Annotated in this window: 1 protein-coding gene; it reads right to left on the reverse strand. The window is 53.2% G+C overall.

Going from position 1 to position 577, the window contains the following annotated elements; translation table 11 throughout:
• A partial coding sequence (locus tag J536_RS24665) for a hypothetical protein (RefSeq protein ID WP_212750240.1) occupies nt 1–577 on the reverse strand: 577 nt, incomplete at both ends.

Here is a 577-nt window from a genome sequence, read left to right on the forward strand (position 1 = left end):
GCTGTCAGAGTCCGAGTCGCTGTCTGAGTCACTGTCGGAATCAGAGTCGCTGTCAGAATCCGAGTCGCTATCAGAGTCCGAGTCAGAATCGCTGTCTGAGTCACTGTCAGAGTCAGAGTCGCTGTCGGAGTCAGAGTCGCTGTCAGAATCCGAGTCACTGTCAGAGTCCGAGTCACTGTCAGAGTCGGAGTCGCTGTCAGAATCCGAGTCACTGTCAGAGTCCGAGTCGCTGTCAGAGTCGGAGTCACTGTCAGAATCCGAGTCACTGTCAGAATCGCTATCAGAGTCTGAGTCGCTGTCAGAGTCAGAATCACTGTCGCTATCAGAATCCGAGTCACTGTCAGAGTCCGAGTCGCTGTCAGAATCCGAGTCACTGTCAGAGTCTGAGTCGCTGTCAGAGTCGGAGTCACTGTCAGAATCCGAGTCACTGTCAGAGTCCGAGTCGCTGTCAGAGTCCGAGTCGCTGTCAGAATCCGAGTCACTGTCAGAGTCAGAGTCACTGTCAGAGTCAGAGTCAGAGTCGCTATCAGAATCAGAGTCACTGTCAGAGTCAGAGTCGCTATCAGAATCAGAGTCA

The organism is Acinetobacter sp. 809848 (genome assembly GCF_000581275.1).
Taxonomy (GTDB): Bacteria; Pseudomonadota; Gammaproteobacteria; order Pseudomonadales; family Moraxellaceae; genus Acinetobacter; species Acinetobacter pittii.